Raw genomic sequence first — 1,368 nt, forward strand, 5'->3', positions numbered from 1 at the left:
GAGCAACCGGCGACATGGGTAACACTTCAAACCGACGACATGGGTAACACAATTCTCGTTTCGTTCAGGTCTGCTGTTGCTGGGGCTGTGGACCCTGGGGGCAACGCGCAGCGTTGTCCCCAAGTCCACAGCGCTTGCGCTTTGGTTTTCGGAGTTCATCGCTCTGATAGGCGATGGTGCCGAGCATGATCGGGCCGTAGCTGACGGTCCAGCAGCCCTCGGATTCAGCTAGGCCAACCGGCTCACCCGCCAGAGCCGCGGTGATGTAGACGAACTTGCCATCGAGTTTGATCTCTCCGTTGTGGCGAACCCGGCGGACGTCCTGGTCGCCATAGTCCGGCGAGCGCAGGATGCCATCAAAACGGCGCGGTGAAGCCTGGTAGCGCTCGGCCGGCGTGGCATTGTCGAGCGCCTGGTGCGGGCGTTCTTCGTTGTAACGCTGCTGGAAGGCGCGCAGGCGCTTGAGCTGGTCGCGCAGGCTGTGTGCCGGCGGGTTGGCCGCCTCCTGCAACAGGGTAAGATGCATGCGCTCGTGACGGCCGTTCTGCTGCGGCTTGCCCGGAGCAATGCGTTCCGGCGTGACGCCGGCCTTGATCAGCTTCACCGACAGCCTTGACAGTCCGCCGGCGCCTGTCGACGCAAAGGGGGCGCCATTGTCCGACCGCATGTAACGGGGCAGCCCGAACTCGCGGAACGCGGCGTCGAGCACCGGCCAGACATGCTCGGTGTCCGTGTGCGGCAGCGCCTGGCAGCGCAGAAGGTAGCGGCTATGGGCATCGGTGATCGTCAGCGGTTCACACCGCTCGCCGTCGCCCGTCAGGAACCAGCCCTTGAAGTCGATGCACCAGACGTCGTTGGCGGCCTCACAATAGGCAAAGGGCGCACTCGATGGCGGGCTGCGCCGGCGCAGCCGGCGCTTCACCGTCAGCCCCTCGCGATCGAACAGCTCTCCGATCGTGCTCGCCGCCGGCCAGTCTGTTTTGGGCGCGCGGCGTTCCAGATAGGCCCGCACCTTCACCGGCCCCCAGCTCGGATGCGCTCGCCGCGCCTCAAGGCAGCGCTCGGCAATGTCCGGCGCAATCGCGTGCGGGTGGTGCTGTGGAGCTCGTGAACGGTCGAGCAGGCCGACAGTCCCTTCCTCCTCAAAGCGCGCCAGCCACTTGTACCCGATCCGGCGGCTCACGCCGAACCGCCGGCAGGTCGCCGCAAACGATTCCTCGCGCTTCTCAACCGCCACCACAAACCGCATCCGCTCTTCCACGGTACAGGTCTCCTTCCACCCCATCGGCAAGGTCCTCCTTGCCGACCAGTTGACCTGTTACCCATGTCGCCGGTCTATTCTGTTACCCATGTAGCCGGTCAGGACCG

General features: G+C 65.3%; 1 protein-coding gene. It reads right to left on the minus strand.

Annotation, left to right across the window (positions count from 1 at the left end):
• Window positions 1–64: 64 nt before the first annotated feature.
• Window positions 65–1,285, minus strand: coding sequence for an integrase core domain-containing protein (locus CWO89_RS44250; protein WP_245476868.1), 1,221 nt, complete (start codon window positions 1,283–1,285; stop codon window positions 65–67).
• Window positions 1,286–1,368 lie beyond the last annotated feature (83 nt).

The sequence above is a fragment of the Bradyrhizobium sp. Leo170 genome, assembly GCF_004296405.1.
In the GTDB taxonomy this organism is placed as follows: Bacteria; Pseudomonadota; Alphaproteobacteria; order Rhizobiales; family Xanthobacteraceae; genus Bradyrhizobium.